Below are 17348 nucleotides of genomic sequence, written 5' to 3' on the forward strand. Positions count from 1 at the left end.
TTAATTATATGTCTAATGGGGGCAATGTTTTACTAATCTTTATAAAATCTTCTACAGATAAATTTTCTGCTCTTATATTAGCACTTATATTTAGACTTTCTAATACATCTTTTATAGTTTCTTTTTCAATATTAAAACCATAAGTAGACAACGAATTTAATATGGTTTTTCTTCTTTTAGAAAATGCAGCCTTTACAATCTTAAAAAACTTTTCCCTATCTACATCTGGTAATTCCTTATTTATCATAAGCTTTATTACAGCTGAATCTATTTTAGGTTGAGGCATAAAAACTGTCTTAGGTACCTTTAATACTATTTCAGGTTTACTGTAAAAATTAACAAAGACAGATAAAGAACCATATTCTTTACCGCCAGGACCAGCTTCCATTCTTTCTGCTACCTCTTTTTGAACCATAACTATAATAGATTCTAAGTTTAAATTATCTTCTATTAATTTAGCGATTATTGGTGTAGTCACATAATAAGGTAAATTTGCTACTACTTTAACTGGACCACCATTTAGTTTTTCTTCTATTAATTTCTGTAAATCAATTTCTAATACATCTCCATGTACTACTTCAACATTATTGTATTTTCCAATAGTCTCATCCAATATAGGAAGCAATGTATCGTCTATTTCTATAGCTACAACTTTCTTAGCTCTTAATGCCAGTTCTTCAGTTAAAGTACCCATTCCAGGTCCTATCTCTATTACATAATCATTAGATGTAATATCTCCCTTGTCTACTATCTTTCGCACAATATTGCCATCTATTAGAAAGTTTTGGCCTAAACTTTTTGAGAACTTAAATCCATATCTTTCTAGAATTTCTCTTATATATTTAGGAGAATAAAGTCTTTTATCTTCCATTATTTCTTCCAATCCTTTCTAAAGCTTCCTCAAATTCTTTCCTAGTTATGCCAAAATTATTTAGCCTATTGAGGAACTGCTTAGAATTTGCATACCCTATTCCTAGTATATATCCTAATTCTTCTCTTTTCTCCCTTGACTTTTCTCCGCCAGCTAAGCCAAGTGCTATTATTTCTTCCTTTGTAAACTCTTCTGTTCTTTCTATACTGTTTGGTCTAGCTTTTTTTATAGCCTCTATTATATCTTCTTTATTGGCATTTTCAACTCCAATATCTCCTTTTTTTAGGGCCTTCCCTTGAGGCAAAAAGGCATGTTTGCAATTTTTAATATGTTTTACTAAATCTCTTCTGATTTGCTCGCCTGCATAATCTGGGTCTGTCAATATAATAATTCCCCTTTTTTCTGCTATATTTTTAAGAGTTCTAATGAAATTTTTATTATATCCAAACCCACCAGTGGCAATGACTTCTGCGTCTAATGCTGCTTTTACAACAGTTATATCATCTTTTCCTTCTACTACTATTACTTCTTTTATCAATATAACAACCCCTTTAATCAATTCACAATTAACAGTTTATGATTAACAATTAAAAGTCTTAAAATCATTCATATAATTAGTTTTTTATCCTTTTTATTGTCAATTAGACTTATTTAAGATTCAGCGAATCTTAAATAAGTCCTTAGTGTTTCTATTAGTTGCTTTTGACAACTCTTCAAAGGATATCCCTCTAATTTCTGCTATGGCACCTGCTGCATATTTTACGAAGATTGGTTCATTTCTTTTACCCCTATATGGTTCAGGAGTTAAATATGGACTGTCTGTCTCTACTAAAAGTTTATCTAAAGGAACAGCTTTAGCTACTTCTTTGCTTACTTTAGAGTTTTTAAATGTAACAGGTCCTCCTAAGGATATATAAAATCCCATTTTTATATATTCCTTTGCCATCTCTACACTTCCAGAATAGCAGTGAAGCACTCCTCTTAGTCTTCCGTCCTGTGCTTCCTTTATTATATCAAAAGTCTCTTGTGCTGCATCTCTAGTATGAATAATCACTGGTAGTTCTACTTCCTTTGCCAGTTCAAGCTGCTCTTTAAACCACTTTTTTTGTATATCTCTAGGAGAATTATCATAAAAGAAATCTAATCCTATCTCTCCTATTGCCACTACTTTATCTCTTTTAGCAAAGGATTTTAATATTTCCATAGTAGAACCATCCATTTCCTTAGCAGAATGTGGATGTACTCCAACAGCCGCATATATATTATCATATTTTTCTGCTAAGGATACAGATGCAATACTTGACCTTAAATCCGCACCAATATTCATAACCATTTCTATTCCATTATCCTGTAGACTCTTGATTAACATGTCTCTATCATAATCAAATCTCGAATCATCAAGATGCGCATGACTATCTATAAGCATATTCATTTCCCCTTATTTCATTATATTTCAAACTTTCTAATAGCATATCTATATTTTCCTGAAGCTGTAACTGGTATATCGTCAACAAATTCTACATCTATTGTTGCTTTTGGTAACAGCTCTTTAACTCCAGAAATAAATTTATCTATTTCTTTTCCGTCATATCCTTCTCTTTTAATTATCTTTAGCTCTGCATGTAAAGGACTATATTGGATAATTTGAAACTTTTGAATTGCATCTATGGAACGAGAAATATGGTTGAAAATATGTCCATGAATCAATCCACCATCTGCAGTTACAAACATATCATCTTCTCTGCCATCTATTTTCTCTAATATTGGCAAACCTATTCCACATTCACAGTTTTTATCACTTACGATTGCTCTATCTCCTATTTGATATCTTAATCTAGGCATTGAAAAATTGTTTAAATCCGTAACTAACAAGATACCACTTTCGCCAGATGGTAAAGGTTTAAATGTTTTAGGTTCAACAACTTCAAGAATAGCATTCTCTGCACTAATATGCATATTTCCACAGGGACATTGATAAGCTAAAATTCCCCCATCTCTAGCACCATATTCATTTACAACTGGACATTTAAAGGCTTTCTCAATAACTTCCCTTTGAAAATCATGTAAAGTTTCAGATGTAGAAATAACAGCCTTTAATTTTAATGGCAATTCCAATTTCTGCTGAATCATCAATGATGCAAATGCATATAAAGCTGAAGCATAGCCATATAGATACTCTGGTTTAAATTTAACCATAATATCCATATATTCTCCCATATACTCCGGCTTTAAAGAGTAAGCAGGTATTATTATCCTATTTTTTAGCCATCTTTCCTTCATTCGATATTTTCTCTGCTGAGTTTGATTTAACTCTAATGGATTTCCCCATAGCATTATACTTCTGCTTCCAGGAGTAATTCCCCACCATGAAAGTCCTCGCCATCTTGCTGCCTCATAATATTCTACAGTGTGCCTATCCATAAAAAACTTAACTGGTTCACTAGTTGAACCACCAGTAATATTAGGTATCAACTTAGATCTTGGTATTGTACTATTTAAAAAGTCCTCAGAATTATTTCTAAAATCAACTTTATTCAATACAGGAAACTTTAAAAAAGCAGATTTTACGTCGGATTTAATCTCATCTAATAAATAATCATATTTCTTATAAGCTGGAATATTTTCTATACATTCCATTAAAAGTTTTCTTAGTTTATCTTCTTGTAACTTTTTCAGTCGAGTACTATCTAATTTTTCGGATTTAAGGAGTTCTTCTATGTTTTCTCTTATCCTATTACCATTTTTCTTCTCCATGACAGGATATAATATCTTTTCGATAAAAGGTTTAACCATATCCATACTAACACCCCCGTAGGAATTTAATTTACCATTCTATTATGATATTATAGCCCCTGACTCTAAATCTTCTAAGGTTGATAATAAACTAAGTTTACCATTTTTATCTTCTGCAGCTAATATCATTCCTTTGGATTCTATTCCTCTTAATTTTACAGGCTTTAAATTTGTAACTACTACTACCTTTTTACCCACTAAATCTTCTGGTGAATAATACTCTTTTATACCAGACACTACTTGGCGTTCTTCTTCACCTAATTTTAATTGTAATACATATAGTTTATCTGCTTTAGGATGTTTCTCACAAGATATAACTTCTGCTACTTTTAATTTTATTTTATCAAACTCATCTATTGTGATTTCTTCTACCTTTTCTTCTACTTTTTCTTTTGATTCTTCCACTTTATTAACCTTCTTTCCTTTACTTCTTAAATCTATAAGTTTTTGATTCGCATCATTTAATTTAACTAATTCTTTTTCTATATCAAGTCTTGGAAATATAATATTTCCCTTTTCTACTTTTGTACCCGTTTGTAGTTTTCCCCAAATCTTAGCATCATCCCATAGTATTTCATCTTTTAATCCAAGTTGTTTTCTTATTTCCAATGAAGTCTTTTCCATAAATGGTTTAATCAATATAGATGTAATTCTTAAACTTTCAGCTAAATTATATAATACAGTATCTAATCTCTCTTTATCTTCTTCCTTAGCTAAAATCCATGGTTGAGTCTCGTCTACATATTTATTTGTTCTTCTAATTAGCTTCCATATTTCCTCTAATGCATTTGAAAAATTTAATTTTTCCATATATTCCTCTACCTTGATAGCTACATTTTTTCCTAAATCTTTTAGAGAATTATCAAATTCCCCTTCCTTAACAGGACTAGGAATTATACCATCATTATATTTTTCAATCATTGTAATCGTTCTACTAACTAGGTTTCCTAAGTCATTAGCTAAATCTGAATTAAGCCTTTGTAAGAATTTCTCCCTGTGGAAAGAACCATCTTGACCAAATGAAAATTCTCGAAGAAGAAAATATTTAAATGCATCTATACCATATAATTCGATTATTGGCTCTGGGTATATTACATTACCCTTTGATTTAGACATTTTATCATCTTCAAATAATATCCAACCGTGACCAAATACTTTCTTTGGTAATTCTAAATCCATTGCCATTAAAAGTGCTGGCCAGATTATAGTATGGAATCTTACTATTTCTTTACCTACTAAATGAACATTTGCAGGCCAGAAATCTCTAAAGTTTTTATCATCATCAGTACCATAGCCTAAAGCTGTAAGATAGCAGGATAATGCATCTATCCATACATATACTACATGGGATGAATCAAAAGGAACTTTAATTCCCCAGTCAAAGCTTGTTCTAGATACACATAAATCTTCTAGGCCATCCTTTAAAAAGTTATTTACCATCTCATTTTTCCTTGATTCAGGTTGAATGAATTCAGGATTTTCTTCATAAAGAGCTAATAATTTATCTCTATATTTTGAAAGCTTAAAGAAATATGCTTCCTCTTCTGCAAGATGAACTTCTCTGCCACAATCTGGACATTTTCCGTCTACTAGTTGAGATTCTGCCCAGAATGATTCACATGGAGTACAATAATGTCCCTCATATTTTGATTTATATATTTCACCTTTTTCATATAGTTTTGTAAATATTTCTTGAACTGCTTTTTCATGATGAGAGTCTGTAGTTCTTATGAAAGTATCATAGTCTATCTCCAAAGTCTTCCACAATGCTTTTATATCTGCTACTATCTTATCAACATAAGCCTTTGGTGTAACTCCATTTTCTTTAGCTTTCTCTTGAATCTTTTGGCCATGTTCATCTGAACCTGTTACAAAATATACATCATAACCTTGCATTTTTTTAAACTTCTTTATAGCATCTGCTGCAACTGTTGTATAGGTATGGCCTATATGTAAGTTATCAGATGGATAATAAATTGGTGTCGTTAAATAATATTTTTTCATCCTAAATACCTCCTATTATTCAATTGCTAATAAATAACTAAAAAACCAGACCTACATCAGCCTCACAATCTCTCTCTACCCCGTAGGGTATAATTCAGTAGTGTCCGTTAGGACCTGTCGTTCGCTGTATTAGGTCATAAAAAAGCCTTCATCTCTGTATAGAGACGAAGGCTATATTGTCTTCGTGGTACCACTCTAATTTATCTAAATCTTACGATCTAGACCTCACTAGGTTAAAAACCTTGCAGTATAACGTCTGCTTCCGTTACAGCCTAAAATCTTCGACTGTAAGGTTCTGGGGCCATCTTCGGAATAATATTAATCACTGGCTTTCACCTGACCCAGTTCTCTATAGAATAATCTTAATCCTACTCTTCCCTTCCACACCTTATATTTATCTACAATTATATTAAAATTACAATTATTATATCTTTTCTTATTTGATACATTATTATACTCTAACTACAAGTTCTAGTCAACTAAATAATTAATTTTTCTACTTTTATGAATAGTTTTCCAGTTATTGTATATGATATTCATATATAAATAAAGAAACATAATGTTGTTGTCTGAATATTATGTGTACTGTACCAAAAATTTGACAAAAAATAAGTTTTTGATTACAATACTAGAATAGTTAAATTATAGGAGGTATATTATGGAAAATTTTACAGTCAACAAGACTTTAAAGTCTATAATCTTGACTGCCCTCGCTATAGCTGTAACTGTATCTTTAGGGTTTTATTTGTACCAAAGTAGTAAAGTTAATATTACTTTACAACTGGAAGATGAAGTTAAGGAAATTGCTTCACACTCCAGAACTGTGGGAGAGTTACTTAAAAAAGAATCCATCCCATTTGATGAAGGGGCTTACATTAATGTAGATTTAGACACAGAACTTGAAGACAATATGAATATAGTTATAAAAAATCCAAAGTCATATACTATTGCATCAGTAGATTCAGAGATTGATGTAAAATCAGTTTATAGTACAGTAGCTGAAGTACTAGACGATAAAGGAATTGTATTGGGAGAAAATGATTTTACTACTCCTAAATTAGATGATACAATTGTAAATGGCACAAAGATTGAGATTTTTAAGGTTGAGGAGGTGGTTGAAGCCGTTGAGGATATTATTCCTTTTGAAAAAGTTGTAAGTAAAAATAATAAAATGGATATAGGAACATCAAAAGTTGTCCAAGATGGTAAAAATGGACTTAGAAAATCCTATTATAAAAAGGAATTTATCAATGGTGAACTCCATTCAACTGAATTCGTAAAAGAAGAAATAGTTAACCAACCAGTTTCTGAAATTATAGAAAAGGGCACTAAGGATTTAATTGTCACGTCCAGAGGTAATACTAGCTATAGGAATGCTATGACTATGACAGCCACTGCTTATGATTTGTCATATGAAAGCTGTGGAAAATCACCTGGTGACAAATATTATGGTCTTACAGCCTCAGGTACAAAGGCTAGACCAGGTGTGGCTGCTGTTGACCCTAGGGTAATACCATTAGGCACGAAACTCTATGTTCAAAGCCTTGATGGAACTAAAGATTATGGTTTTGCTGTAGCAGAAGATACAGGAGGGGCAATCAAAGGAAATAAAATTGATTTATTCTTTGAAAATTCTAGTGCAGTTAATAGATTTGGAAGAAGAAAAGTTAAAGTATATATATTAAAGTAGAAAGATTAGGTTCCTTAAAAGGAACCTAATCTTTTTATATCTCTTTATATCTATATCCAAAAATAGTTTCTTCTTTCTTCAAATATCCCTTATCTACCATTTGCTTTAGCCTATCTTCTAAAGAATCTACGGTCATAGTAATATTTGCTTCCTTCTCTATTTCCATTATAATATGAACCAAATCTGTATCATTTATGGGAAATTTTCCAGCTATAGTCTTCATAAATTTTTCATCATCTTCTTTTCCCTTATTTTTCAATTCATCAAATGGATTCTCAGTATGAGGACTTGAGCTAATAGCAGCCCTAATCCTAGCAAATATAGTTCTTCCCATTGAAGCAGAGGAAATAAACACATCTCCTGTTCTTAAATATGGAAGTCTCCTTGTTTCTTCCATTGTAAGGTCTGTTTCTTCCTTTATGGTCTGTATATCCGATGCTCTAACAGTTCTAAATATAAACTTAGTATTTAGCTGTGCTGTAATGGTTTCGTCTAATAATGTAGGTCTTTGAGTTGCTAAAATTAGAAATGCTCCATATTTTCTACCTTCCTGAGATATTTCCTTTAATATTGATTTAGATGGAGAATCATATCCCTTCGGTGCAAAATTGTGAGCTTCATCTGTAACTACTATGAAAGGAGGAAAATATTCTGCCGTTGTCTTTTTATATAATGCATCTTTATAGTCTCTTCTTTTATGATAAAGATTGTTTAATAAATAGGTACTAAAGACTTGTAATATTCTAGTGTTACCCTGAATTACCATTAGTTTACTCATTTGAAGTCCTTCTTCTATCTCACGTATATCCTTAGAAAATACTCCCTCGTTATCCAATCTTTTTAATCTCCACATTATCCCTTTTACGGAGTTATATGGACATGTCTTATCATATTTTAGATAAACTTCCTTTCTTCTCTCCCATGCTTTCTTTTCCTCATCTGAATCAGCATAATTAATCCTATTATCAATTCTATCAACAGAACCTTCTTCTTGGGCATCAGTAAGCATTTGTAATCTAGTATAAAAACTATGCATGGAATCTTTCCTCTTAAACAATATATCCACTACATTGCTCATAGCATCAGTAAGATTTGAAGCGGCATCTAGTAAATTCTTTAAATCTTGAGCACTTAAGTCTTCAAATTTTACTCCTACATGATATCCTACTTGGAGACATTTAAATTTGTCTTCAAAATCCATTGTATCTCCCTCTAAATATGGAGCTACTTGACTAAAATCCATCTCAAAATGAGGGTCTAATACTATTGTGGGAATATTTTGCTTCATCAATTCTTCTAACAGTACTCTAAGTCCAAAGGATTTACCTGAGCCTGAACCTCCAAATACACCTATATGAGGATAGTGATGCATAGATCTTATATCTAAGATATATGGAATCTCTCTTTGGGGGCATAATCCTTTTTCTTCAAATGTATATAGAAGATTTTTATATTCTTCATCCATACCTATTGCCATGTCATCTGTATTTCTAATAACTCCAAGAACTAATCCATCTTCTTTTTTAGTCTTCAGCATTAAATCTTTGACTTCATGAAACTCTGGCAACCTAATATCTGATCCTGTTTGTACTGGATATAGGGCTTCATTCAAAAGCCTTACCTTTGCTATATAAATAGTCTCTTCATCAATATTATATCCTAAGGTCTTTAGAGATTCTAAAACAGAAGCATCTACAAAATCCCCTGCTATATTTAAGGGAATATATCTATTAAAGGTCTTAGCCTCCACAACTTCTCCCATTAAATCATTTTGATATGGGTCTTCTATTATTAAAAACTCATTTATCCTAAAATTCCTAGTCTTAGAACCTACAAAAACTTCCTGTTGTGTTGTAATACCTACTACTTGCATATAATCACCCCTTCTATTCAATTAACGATTAATAGTTAACAATTTTTGAATTCTAGCTTTGGGGTCTTTTTGCAACCACAAGTCGCTTCTTCAATTGTTAATTGTCTTTAGTTCCTTTTAGCTCTCTCTGATATAAAAAATCTTTCATATAAATCTCTATCCATATATCTCTCCATGAGACCTCTCATTATGGCATCTGATATTTTGACTTCCTTATCCACTATATCTAACCATAGGGGCACACCTCTGCTATTTTCCGGTGTCAATGTAAAGACCAATCTCCCCATTTCTTTTATATGCTCATTTTGACTATCTATAATATCCATTCCTATAACTGTAGGTGCCAAAGAGGATCTCATAAATAAAGAAGAATATCCCCCCTCTTTATTTTTCTTATTGACTTCATCTTTTATAATTATCATTTCACCATAATTAAGCTGACCAAATAGCAATTCCCTATCATAAGCATCTATACTTAAGTTAGAATACATATCTCCTAGTTTATCACCTATAATAGAAGTCTTTATATCCTTAATAACTCCGACTAAAAGTATGCCTTCTTTCTCACATTCTTCCCGTAAGTTCATCCATAAATCATAAGAGTATATATAATATCTAATTAAAGAACCATCCATAAGAATTGCATAAGGTTTATATTTCTTAGCGGCTTCAAGTGCAACTTCTACTTCTATACTAGCTAACATTCTATTTCTCTTATCTGCTATTACTTTTTCATCTTCCTCCAATATATTTTCTTCTGTATCCGAAAATAAAGGACTATATATATCTGCTTTGAATATAGGTTTATTTTCAATTATTGTTGATTTCGCCAATCCTTGAAATATATCTACAAAATGAGGATATGCACCACCTATTCTATTGGTAGAACCATCTACCCCTACAATTCCACCTTTTGCTTCATATAGAGCCAAATGATTGTTCTCCAGCTTCTTCATAGGCTCAATGAAACCTATATTTTCCTTTATAAATCCTCTTAAGGTCTCTTTATCTAGGGAAAATACTTCCTTATATTTATCTCGTATTGAATTATTTAAGCTAGCTACTTTTTCCTTTAATTCATTATGTAGATTATAAATAATAATCACCGACCTTTCAATTAACAGTCAACAATTAACAATGTTTAAACAATGAACACAATTGAAAACCTTTCTTATTATCTTTTAATTGTTCTTTGTTCTCTAGATAAACAAACTAAGAGAAGAACACAAAATCGAAAAACATGATTTTGGTTTCCTGCTTATGCTAATTGTTAATTGAGTTTTAGGCTTTCCTTATATACTAAGTTTTTTGGTATATTATATTCTTCTGATATTTTTTTTACTGCTTCTTTCTTTGTACATCCTTCACTTATATATTCTTCTAATAATAAAGCTATATCTATTTCCTCAGCCTGTTTTTCCTCATGATTTCCATCAACTATTATAACAAATTCACCCTTTACTCCAGAACCTTGGAATTTTTCCAAAGCTTCAACTACGGTTCCTCGAAAGGTCTCTTCGTATTTTTTAGTCAACTCCCTTGAAATAGAAATTTGTCTATCTTCTAATATATCTGCCATGTCTTCTAATAAGCTTATTAATCTATGGGGTGCTTCGTAAATAATAGTTGTTTGTCTATATTCTTTAATTTTCTCAAGTTCCTTTTTCCTCTCTCCCTTTTTAGAAGATAAAAACCCCTCAAATATAAACTTGTCCGTTGACAATCCTGATATAACTAAAGCAGTAATAGAAGCTGTGGCTCCTGGCAGGGCAATTACTTCTATACCTTCATCAATGGCTTGTTTTATAAGTTCTCTTCCGGGATCTGATATACCTGGCATCCCGGCATCGGACACCAAAGCAATGCTTTGTCCCCCATTTAATATTTCTATTAATTCAATACCCTTTTCTTTTATATTATACTTATGATAAGATGTCAGGGTTTTTTTAATATCATAGTGATTTAAAAGCTTAATAGTATGTCTAGTATCTTCAGCAGCTATTAAATTAACTTCCCCTAATATTCTTATGGTCCTAAGTGTAATATCTTCAAGATTCCCAATGGGAGTAGGACATATATATAAAATTCCTCTTTCCATCTTATTTCTCCATTCCATATATTTTGTATATCTCATCATTATATGTTCCATCCTCATTATATACAATAAGTGGATCATAAAATTTCAAATCTGGTTTTCCATCTTTCACAGCTTCAATTAAAATTAAATTTGGTTTCTTAAGGATTTTTCCTTGAACAAACTTTATGTATTTTGGCTCTATTTTATATTTTCTAAGTAGATAAATTATATCTACTAATCTATCTGGTCTATGTACCATATAAAATTTCCCCAATGGTTTTAATAAATAGTTGGCAGCCTTAATTATATCCTCAAGGGTACAAGCTATTTCATGGCGGGATATGGCAAGGTTTTCTTCTGGATTTACTAATGCCCCTCCAGCCTTCATATATGGCGGATTTGTTACTATGGTATCTACACTATTCTTGTCAAACCTAGTTGATAAATCCTTTAAATCCATATGTAAAATAACAATCTTTTGATCTAATTCATTTAATTTAATAGACCTTTTTGCCATTTCAGCTACTTCTTTCTGAACCTCCACACCATAGATTATATCCACTTTATCCTTTGCATATAGCCTCAAAGGTATTATTCCCGTTCCAGTACCTAAATCTATGACTGTTCCCTTTGCTTTAGCAAAATCAGATAAAAATATGGCATCTGTACCATAGGAAAACTTCTCTTTATTTTGTATTATTTTAAGCTCAGTTCCTGGAACAATATCAATTCGTTCCTTTTCTCTTATCATAGTTTTCTCCTTTAGTTTTCAGAATATTGAATAAGTATCATTTTTGGTGCCTGGCACGAAAAATGATACTTATTTCATATCTTGTCCTGTACCAAAAAAGACCCTATAGGGTCTTTTTTTAAGTATTATTCTGCTTTAGGTGCATCTACTGGACAAACGTTAGCACATGCGCCACAGTCAATACATTTTTCAGGGTCTATAACATAGATATCTCCTGCAGATATAGCGTCAACTGGACATTCTGCTTGGCAAGCGCCGCACGCAATACAGTCATCATGAATTTTATGTGCCAATTGTTTCACCCCCTTATTATGCTTGTTTAATATTACGATTTAATTTTAACAGATTTCAATGAATATTAAAAGGGGTTTTAAATTTATTTAATTTTTATTAATCTTCCAAAGATTTAATATCAATTTCTACTTCTTCTATTGTTTCATTAGTTGACTCTGTTATTTTTTCATACGCTGAATCTACTTCTCCAGTATTTTCAATATCCCTTATATGGAAATATAATAAATCATCAGTATTATCCTTTAGTCTTACCTTTACTTTTACCTTCTCAAGCAATGTAAAAGTCTCTACGACTGTTCCTCTGCCTTCTGGCGTAATGACTATGGCTCCAATCTGAGGCATATTCACTAATAACTCTTCATATACATCATGCTCATATTTTAAGCAGCACATAAGTCTTCCGCAAAGTCCAGATATTTTAGTGGGATTTAAAGATAGAGATTGTTCCTTAGCCATTTTGATAGATACAGGTTCAAATTCACCTAGGAATTGTCCACAACATGCTACCTTACCACAAGGTCCTATACCACCTACCATTTTTGCTTCGTCTCTTACTCCTATTTGTCTAAGTTCAATTCTAGTTTTAAATATAGCAGCTAAATCTTTTACTAATTCTCTAAAATCCACTCGGCCATCAGCAGTAAAATAAAATATTACTTTATTATTATCAAAGGTATATTCTACATCTACTAATTTCATGGATAACCCATGTTCTTCGACTTTTTGCTGACATATAACTAAAGCCTCTTTTGCTTTTCTTCTATTTTCCCTATGAATATCAAAGTCTTCGTCTAAGGCTACTCTAATAACCTTTTTTAATGGAGCTACTATTTCGCTTTCTTCGATTTCTTTTGCTCCTACTACTACATGTCCAAATTCTATTCCTCTAGCTGTTTCTACTACTACAAAATCATTAAACTTAACATCTATATCATCAGGGTCAAAATAATAGATTTTTCCCGCCTTTTTAAACCTCACTCCTACTACTGTTACCATTAATTAATTCCTCCTATATACTTAGAAGCATAGTTTCTATAGATAGACTAAAATTAACATTTCTCTTAATATTTATTTTTGTATCTTCTACCTTATATATTATATCATTAATTCTATTTAAATCCATAAAGGATTCTTCAGATAACATATGGAGTTTATCCTTATTTATCAATAAAGATGTATCCCCGATTTCTTTATAAATAAGTAAATCTCTAAACCAATATAAAATAATATCTAATATTTCCCCAATATTTTCCTTATTTTCACTAAAGAAAGCTATGGAAGAAATAGCCTTTGTCTTATCACCTTTTATTAAACTATCTATTATTTTTATAATCTCTTCTCTTTTATCAAAAAAACTATCTGTTTCAGCTAATTCTATGGATTTTTCCACAGACCCCTTGGTGAAACTTGCAATAAAATTAGCCTTATTTTCATCAATTCCATAATCCCTTATCAATAAATCTACTATTTTAGAAATAGCCAATGGATAAAATTTAATTATTTGGCATCTAGATAATATAGTTGGTAATAATTTGCTGCTACTAGAAGTTACTAAAATAATATTTACATACTTAGGAGGCTCCTCTAATGTCTTTAATAATGCATTGTGACTTTCTGTTCTCATCATATCACAATCATCGATAACAAATACTTTTCTTTCTCCTTCAAAAGGTGCAGTCACCATTGAATTAATCAATTTTTCAATCTCATCTTTTTTAATAATACCATTTTCAGGGGAAAGAAGTTTAAAATCTGGATGATTTCCACTGTCAAACTTTATACATGAACTACATCTATTACATGGTTCATCTTGTTTTTCTTTACATAAAAGGGTTTTAGAAAAGGCTAGGCCCAAATTCCTTTTCCCTAAGCCTTTTTCTCCTTCAAATAAATAACAATGGCTGATGTTTCCATTTTTTATGGAATTTTTTAAAGCCTCTATTTGCTTTTCATGTCCGATTATTTGATTAAAATCCATATTACTCAGTCCTATATCTTCATATATTTGTCTATATCCATTACGAATAGGTTAGCCCCTCCGACAGTTATTTCATCATTTCCCGATTTTACTTTCTTACTAGCACATTCTTTTCTTATTAATTCTACTACATTATCTACTGCATTATCTTCTACTCCTATGAAAAGTGTAGTATTTCCTGATTTTAGAAAGCCACCTGTCGAGGACAGTTTTGTCGTCCTTATTTTATTTTCCATTAAAGTTCTTATAACTTTTGTAATATATTCATCTTGAATTATGGCAATAATAAGTTTCAAAGAACTCACTCCTTATATTTTAATATGTTTCTCTACGTCAAGTATAAATACTGTTGCTCCACCAACCTTTACTTCTAATGGAAATGGTATATAAGTATCTCCTGGCATTGTAACTGTAAGGAGAGATGTAGTGATTTCCCTAGTCTTACAATTTTCCTCTATTATGTCTATTGCAGAAGGTAATTCTTCTTCCTCTACTCCTATTAAAAGTGTAGTATTCCCTGATTTTAAAAATCCTCCTGTTGATGATAGTTTTGTAACTCTAAAATTTTTTTCTGTTAAATCATCAATTAAGGCTCCTGCATCTTGATCTTGGACTATACATATTACGAGTTTCATACAATCATCTCCCCTTTCTTAGTCAGTAAATCTTCAACTTCTCTAATACTTTCCCTAAGAACCTCTTCTATTGATTTAGTAGCATCTATAATTTTTATATTTTTAGGGTACATTTTCAAAAGCTCCATATATCCTTCATAAACAGTTCTATGAAAACCATTGCCTTCTTTTTCTAATCTGTCCCCACCATTTTCAATCTTTCTCTCTAAAGTAACTTCTGGGTCAACATGAAAGAAAAGGATTAAATCAGGCTCTACTCCCTTAATTGCAAAGTCATTTATAGCCTTTACCTTTTCTATTCCCAGGTCTCTACCTACTCCTTGATAAGCTAAACTTGACAGAACAAATCTATCACATAGCACAATCTTTCCAGCTTCTAAAGAAGGTAATATTTTCTCATGAATATGCTGTCCCCTAGATGCTGCATAGAGCAAAGCCTCTGTTTCGGCTCCCATATTAATGTTTTTCTCATCTAAGATAATATGGCGGATTTCTTCACCTATTAAAGTACCTCCTGGTTCCCTAGTCATTACAAATTCTATGCCCTTATCTTTTAAATAATTCCCTATTAGTTTTATTATAGTTGATTTACCAGAACCATCTGGCCCTTCTAAGGTTATAAAAGTTCCTCTCACCAAATATCTTCCTTTCTTATTCCACTACTTATTCTACTACAACTAATCTATCTTTATTATAGCCCATTAGCCCTACTATTTCTATACCGTTTTCCATTAAGAAAGTGATTTGCTCATATAATTCCTGAGTTATTTCCTCACCTGGAACTACTAATGGTACTCCCGGTGGATATGGAATAATTGATGTAGCAGATATTTTTCCTATGCTGTATTTTAATTCTACTTGTTTCTTGCTGCTATGGTACGCCTCATATATAGGCATTACAATATTTGGTGTTGGCATTTTGATACTAACAGGAGTTATGTCATCATAAGGTGCAGTCTTAGCCAAATCTTCAACAGCTGCTATTAGTCTTTCATAATCTTCTTCTTCATTCATAAAAGATGTAAGAGCTAATGCATAATAATAATCTGTCATTTCTAACCTTATATTATATTTAGCATATAATTGTTTCTTTACTTGAGAGCCTCTCATACCATCTATTCTAAATAATATCTTTGTATTATCTTTAGCAAATATTGTTTTATCATTTTCATCTCCAGTAAATACAAATACTCTATCTATGGCATTGAGTCTTTTTATTGTTTCTTCACATTTAGATATATTCCAATCTAATTTTTTTCTTGCATCATCTGTATCCATATAAACTGTAGCAACTTCATTTGATGCAGTAAATAAATATGAAGGAGAAGTAGTTGTATATAGTTGAAACCTATCTCTAAGCTTGTTCAAATCCACTCTATCTGTTCCTACATGAATCATTGATGTTTGGGTAAAGCTTGCCATAGTTTTATGTGTACTATGAATTACTATATCCACCCCACATTCTAATGCCGGCTTAGGAAGTCTATCTGAAAAGGTCATATGAGGTCCATGGGCCTCGTCCACCATTAGTATCCTATTATGCTTGTGAACTATCTTTGCTATTGTTTCTAAATCAGAACATACTCCATAATAATTTGGATATGTTATAACTACTGCTTTAATCTCTTCATCCTCAGTTAAAATATCATCTATTTCCTTTGAATCTAAACCTGTCATTACATGATGCTCTTCATTATAATTTGGATACATATAAATCGGATTTAATCTATTTAATATCATAGCATTATATACTGCTTTATGACAATTTCTTTGAACTAATATCTTGTCCCCTGGCTTCGTTATTGTAGCTAAGGCTATATATATGCTCCCTGTTGAACCATTTACTGCATATTGAGTATATTTTGCACCGAAGACCTTAGCTGCTAACTTTTGGCTCTCTTCTATGATGCCTCTTGGGTCTAGCAAATTATCCATGCCTTCTGTTTCTGTTGTGTCTATATAAGGTATATAGTCACCCCAATTAATTGATGTATTCTTGCCTTTATGCCCAGGCATATGAAAAAATACACTATCTTCTTCCATTAAATTCTTTAACGCATCAAATACGGGAGTTTTCATTCCCAAACATCATCCTCCTAATCAAAAATAAATTTTCTTACTTATTATATATCACTTTTATCAATATATAAACCATAAATTTAAAAAACCCTGTATTAATTTACAGGGTTTAGTTGGTGCTTCTCCGATATGTAATATCCTAATAAAATTCTAATAATGTTTTTATACCAATCATAGGTTTCATCAAATACAGATGTCCCTGCAATTTCATCCATACATTCTTTGCAAATGCCTTGGCTTAGTAGATTTGTAACTACCTTATCACTACCACATATCCTACAACACATAAATCTCACCTCTCAA

General features: G+C 31.5%; 18 protein-coding genes and 1 other annotated feature. Of the genes, 1 reads left to right on the plus strand and 17 read right to left on the minus strand.

Annotation, left to right across the window (positions count from 1 at the left end; genetic code table 11):
* Positions 1–4: 4 nt before the first annotated feature.
* The 5 genes from rsmA to metG all read right to left on the minus strand — a co-directional run bounded on the left by rsmA (position 5) and on the right by metG (position 5668).
* A complete protein-coding gene (gene rsmA, locus ABWP20_RS09520) occupies positions 5–871 on the minus strand; it encodes a 16S rRNA (adenine(1518)-N(6)/adenine(1519)-N(6))-dimethyltransferase RsmA (protein ID WP_353095567.1) in 867 nt (288 codons plus the stop codon).
* On the minus strand, positions 861–1409 hold the full coding sequence (gene rnmV / locus ABWP20_RS09525) for a ribonuclease M5 (RefSeq protein WP_353095568.1): 549 nt from the start codon (positions 1407–1409) through the stop codon (positions 861–863). The genes rsmA and rnmV overlap by 11 nt, the downstream gene beginning before the upstream one ends.
* A 120-nt stretch (positions 1410–1529) precedes the next feature.
* Positions 1530–2297, minus strand: a complete 768-nt coding sequence (locus tag ABWP20_RS09530) for a TatD family hydrolase (protein ID WP_353095569.1) — start codon at positions 2295–2297, stop codon at positions 1530–1532.
* Positions 2298–2317: 20 nt separating this feature from the next.
* Positions 2318–3670: a phenylacetate--CoA ligase family protein gene (locus tag ABWP20_RS09535; RefSeq protein WP_353095570.1), complete on the minus strand. Its 1353-nt coding sequence runs from the start codon at positions 3668–3670 to the stop codon at positions 2318–2320.
* A gap of 36 nt (positions 3671–3706) precedes the next feature.
* Complete coding sequence (metG, locus tag ABWP20_RS09540; RefSeq protein WP_353095571.1) at positions 3707–5668, minus strand: methionine--tRNA ligase; 1962 nt, start codon at positions 5666–5668, stop codon at positions 3707–3709.
* A gap of 157 nt (positions 5669–5825) precedes the next feature.
* Positions 5826–6061 (minus strand) — a binding site (T-box leader).
* Between the two features lie 265 nt (positions 6062–6326).
* Here metG and ABWP20_RS09545 point away from each other — a divergent pair.
* On the plus strand, positions 6327–7358 hold the full coding sequence (locus tag ABWP20_RS09545; protein ID WP_353095572.1) for a resuscitation-promoting factor: 1032 nt from the start codon (positions 6327–6329) through the stop codon (positions 7356–7358).
* A gap of 34 nt (positions 7359–7392) precedes the next feature.
* On the opposite strand, the gene ABWP20_RS09550 is transcribed toward ABWP20_RS09545, so the two are convergent.
* The 12 genes from ABWP20_RS09550 to ABWP20_RS09605 all read right to left on the minus strand — a co-directional run bounded on the left by ABWP20_RS09550 (position 7393) and on the right by ABWP20_RS09605 (position 17332).
* On the minus strand, positions 7393–9231 hold the full coding sequence (locus ABWP20_RS09550) for an ATP-binding protein (protein ID WP_353095573.1): 1839 nt from the start codon (positions 9229–9231) through the stop codon (positions 7393–7395).
* Positions 9232–9338: 107 nt separating this feature from the next.
* Entirely contained in the window at positions 9339–10337 is a 999-nt protein-coding gene (locus ABWP20_RS09555) for a DNA double-strand break repair nuclease NurA (RefSeq protein ID WP_353095574.1), read from the minus strand.
* 164 nt (positions 10338–10501) lie between these two features.
* Positions 10502–11329 carry a 16S rRNA (cytidine(1402)-2'-O)-methyltransferase gene (gene rsmI, locus ABWP20_RS09560; protein WP_353095575.1) on the minus strand — a complete coding sequence of 276 codons (828 nt, stop codon included), beginning with the start codon at positions 11327–11329 and terminating at the stop codon, positions 10502–10504.
* Position 11330: 1 nt separating this feature from the next.
* Entirely contained in the window at positions 11331–12059 is a 729-nt protein-coding gene (locus ABWP20_RS09565; RefSeq protein WP_353095576.1) for a tRNA1(Val) (adenine(37)-N6)-methyltransferase, read from the minus strand.
* Between the two features lie 125 nt (positions 12060–12184).
* On the minus strand, positions 12185–12352 hold the full coding sequence (fdxA, locus tag ABWP20_RS09570) for a 4Fe-4S ferredoxin (RefSeq protein ID WP_353095577.1): 168 nt from the start codon (positions 12350–12352) through the stop codon (positions 12185–12187).
* A gap of 97 nt (positions 12353–12449) precedes the next feature.
* On the minus strand, positions 12450–13349 hold the full coding sequence (locus ABWP20_RS09575) for a PSP1 domain-containing protein (RefSeq protein ID WP_353095578.1): 900 nt from the start codon (positions 13347–13349) through the stop codon (positions 12450–12452).
* Positions 13350–13362: 13 nt separating this feature from the next.
* Positions 13363–14331 carry a DNA polymerase III subunit delta' gene (gene holB / locus ABWP20_RS09580; RefSeq protein ID WP_353095579.1) on the minus strand — a complete coding sequence of 323 codons (969 nt, stop codon included), beginning with the start codon at positions 14329–14331 and terminating at the stop codon, positions 13363–13365.
* Between the two features lie 11 nt (positions 14332–14342).
* Positions 14343–14636, minus strand: coding sequence for a cyclic-di-AMP receptor (locus ABWP20_RS09585; protein WP_503012525.1), 294 nt, complete (start codon positions 14634–14636; stop codon positions 14343–14345).
* Between the two features lie 3 nt (positions 14637–14639).
* Entirely contained in the window at positions 14640–14966 is a 327-nt protein-coding gene (locus tag ABWP20_RS09590) for a cyclic-di-AMP receptor (protein ID WP_353095581.1), read from the minus strand.
* Positions 14963–15601 (minus strand): dTMP kinase, encoded by a 639-nt coding sequence (gene tmk, locus ABWP20_RS09595; RefSeq protein ID WP_353095582.1) that lies wholly within the window; start codon positions 15599–15601, stop codon positions 14963–14965. The genes ABWP20_RS09590 and tmk overlap by 4 nt, the downstream gene beginning before the upstream one ends.
* Before the next feature lie 28 nt (positions 15602–15629).
* Positions 15630–17045: an aminotransferase class I/II-fold pyridoxal phosphate-dependent enzyme gene (locus ABWP20_RS09600; RefSeq protein ID WP_353095607.1), complete on the minus strand. Its 1416-nt coding sequence runs from the start codon at positions 17043–17045 to the stop codon at positions 15630–15632.
* Positions 17046–17140: 95 nt separating this feature from the next.
* The gene (locus tag ABWP20_RS09605) at positions 17141–17332 is read right to left on the minus strand and encodes a sigma factor G inhibitor Gin (protein ID WP_353095583.1); all 192 of its coding nucleotides are present in this window, start codon (positions 17330–17332) and stop codon (positions 17141–17143) included.
* Positions 17333–17348: the final 16 nt, after the last annotated feature.

The organism is Tissierella praeacuta, from assembly GCF_040396155.1.
GTDB classification, from domain to species: Bacteria; Bacillota; Clostridia; order Tissierellales; family Tissierellaceae; genus Tissierella; species Tissierella praeacuta_A.